This window comes from Mycobacterium sp., assembly GCF_035603715.1.
GTDB lineage: Bacteria > Actinomycetota > Actinomycetes > Mycobacteriales > Mycobacteriaceae > Mycobacterium.
Genome location: NZ_DATNJW010000265.1, coordinates 1 through 2,118, shown reverse-complemented (window position 1 = coordinate 2,118; position 2,118 = coordinate 1). Strand labels below are relative to the sequence as shown.

The 2,118-nt window shown below is 67.1% G+C and carries 1 protein-coding gene; it reads left to right on the top strand.

Features of this window, described 5'->3' with window-relative positions; genetic code table 11:
* Positions 1-2,118, top strand: a 2,118-nt coding sequence (locus tag VN856_RS11280; protein ID WP_325688974.1) for an SDR family NAD(P)-dependent oxidoreductase, incomplete at both ends; no start/stop codon positions are given.

Sequence of the window (2,118 nt, the reverse complement as noted above, 5' to 3'; positions counted from 1 at the left end):
CAATCGCAGCGAGCTGGTGGACGGGCTGTCCGCGCTGGCCCACGACGAAGAGCATCCACTGGTCGCCCGGTCGTCGAAAAGCTTTGCACCATCTGCTGCTTTCGTATTCCCAGGGCAGGGCAACCAGTGGCAGTCGATGGGGGCCGACGCCTACCGCCGGCTGCCCGCATACCGCGCCGAAGCCGACCGCTGCGCGGAAGCGTTCATCGCGGCCGGGTTATCGTCGCCATTGCCTTACCTCCAGGGTGACGACGACCAGAACTGGTCACGGACCCAGATTCAGGGAGCGCAATTCGTCCACGCGGTCAGCTTGGCGTCGCAGTGGCGATTCTGCGGAGTGCTTCCCGATATCACCATCGGACACAGCCTCGGCGAGATCGCGGCGGCCTATGTGGCCGACAAGATCTCGTTATCCGATGCGGTCGCACTGGTCGGTGCGCGCGCAGCGGCCGTCGACCGGCTGACCGGCCACTATGGCATGGCTGTGCTCGGAATCGGGGTCGACGAGGCGGAGGCGCTGATCGGCGAAACACCCGGCTGGCTAGAGGTATCCGCGGTCAACGCACCGTCGGCCACCGTGGTGTCGGGGGATCACGACGCCGTGATCGCCGTAACGGATTTGGCTCAACAGCGGGGCGTGTTCGCGCACCGGCTCACCGTGGACTATCCAGGCCATACCAGCGCGCTGCGGCCGCTGCGCGCCGAACTGAACGAGCTGCTACCCAGGTCGACCTTCGGCGAGGGCCCGATGGCTTTCATCGGCTCGGCCATCGGCGCCGAAGTCGGTAGCGACGTTGATTTCGCTCAGTACTGGTATGAAAGTCTGTGCGGCACAGTGCGCTTTGACCGCGCAGTGGTAGCCGGCCAGAAATGTGGGGCCGACACTTTCATCGAAGTGTCCGCTCATCCCTCGCTGTTGTACCCGCTGGTCGAACTCGTCGGTGACGACGCGGCGGTGATTGTCGGCTCCGGCCACCGTGACGAACCGATCAGCGATGTGTTGTCGGAGAACATCGCCGCCGTCGCCATCGCCGATCCCGGCTACCCATGGGCCGATGCATTGCCCGCGGGTCGCCAACCACCGCTGCGCGGATTCCCCAATGCCCCCATGCGGGCGGTGCATTTGTGGGCCGCTGCCCAAGCCGGAACCGGCAGCGTCCCGGCGTCGACTACCGCGCTGACCATCGCCGTCGAAGAGTGGCAGCCAACGGTGTTGCCGACTCCAGATCACCGGAGGCGCTGCGGCATTGCGATCGTCGGCGACGCAGGCGCACCGCTGGCGCAGCTGCTGACCGCCGCCGCGGCGAGGCATCACGGGTGTGAGTCGGTGCGGCCGAGTGAGGCGGAAATCGTCGCGGTGATCGCACCGGAACTCAATCAGCCGGACGCCGTGGACGCTGTCGAACAGATCGCCGTCCGCACCGATGTGGGATTACCGGATTACGACGCGATCATCGGCCCGCGATGCCGAGCCGTGTGGCTGCTCACCGCCGGTGGCGAAAGGGTCCTGCCCGGTGATGCGGATCCCCGGCCTGCACAGTCGGCGCTGGCCGCGATGCACCGCAGCGTTGGCTTCGAATTCGGCGACCAGGCATTCGGAAATCTCGACGTGCCCGCCGGCGAGGTCGACGAACAGACCGCGGCAGCCGTCCTCGACGCGCTGCTCGCCGACGCCGGTGTCATGGCTGTGCGTGTCAACGCCGTTGACGGTACCTCTGCGCCGCAACGCTTCGTCCGGACCCTGCGCGAGCATCCCGAGTCCCTCACCACGCGACCTCTCGACGGGGCCGTGCTGGACAACGTGGTGATTACGGGCGGCAGCGGAGCGATCGGGCTGCGTTACGCGCAGTACTGCATCGAACACGGTGCGCGCAGCGTTGTCCTGTTGAGCCGCAACGGTATAGAACCTGAGGCGCTGAGCCGGCTGGCCGGGCAGCATGACGTGCAGGTGTTCGCCCCGCAGTGCGATGTCACCGATCGCGTGGCGGTATCGGCCGTCGCCGCCGAATACGGCGGCACCGGCGCATCGATGCTGATCCACACCGCGGGAATCGCCGCGGCATCCGTCCACGCCGACCTCACCGGTGCGGACGTCGCGGCGGTGTGTGCCGCGAAGGT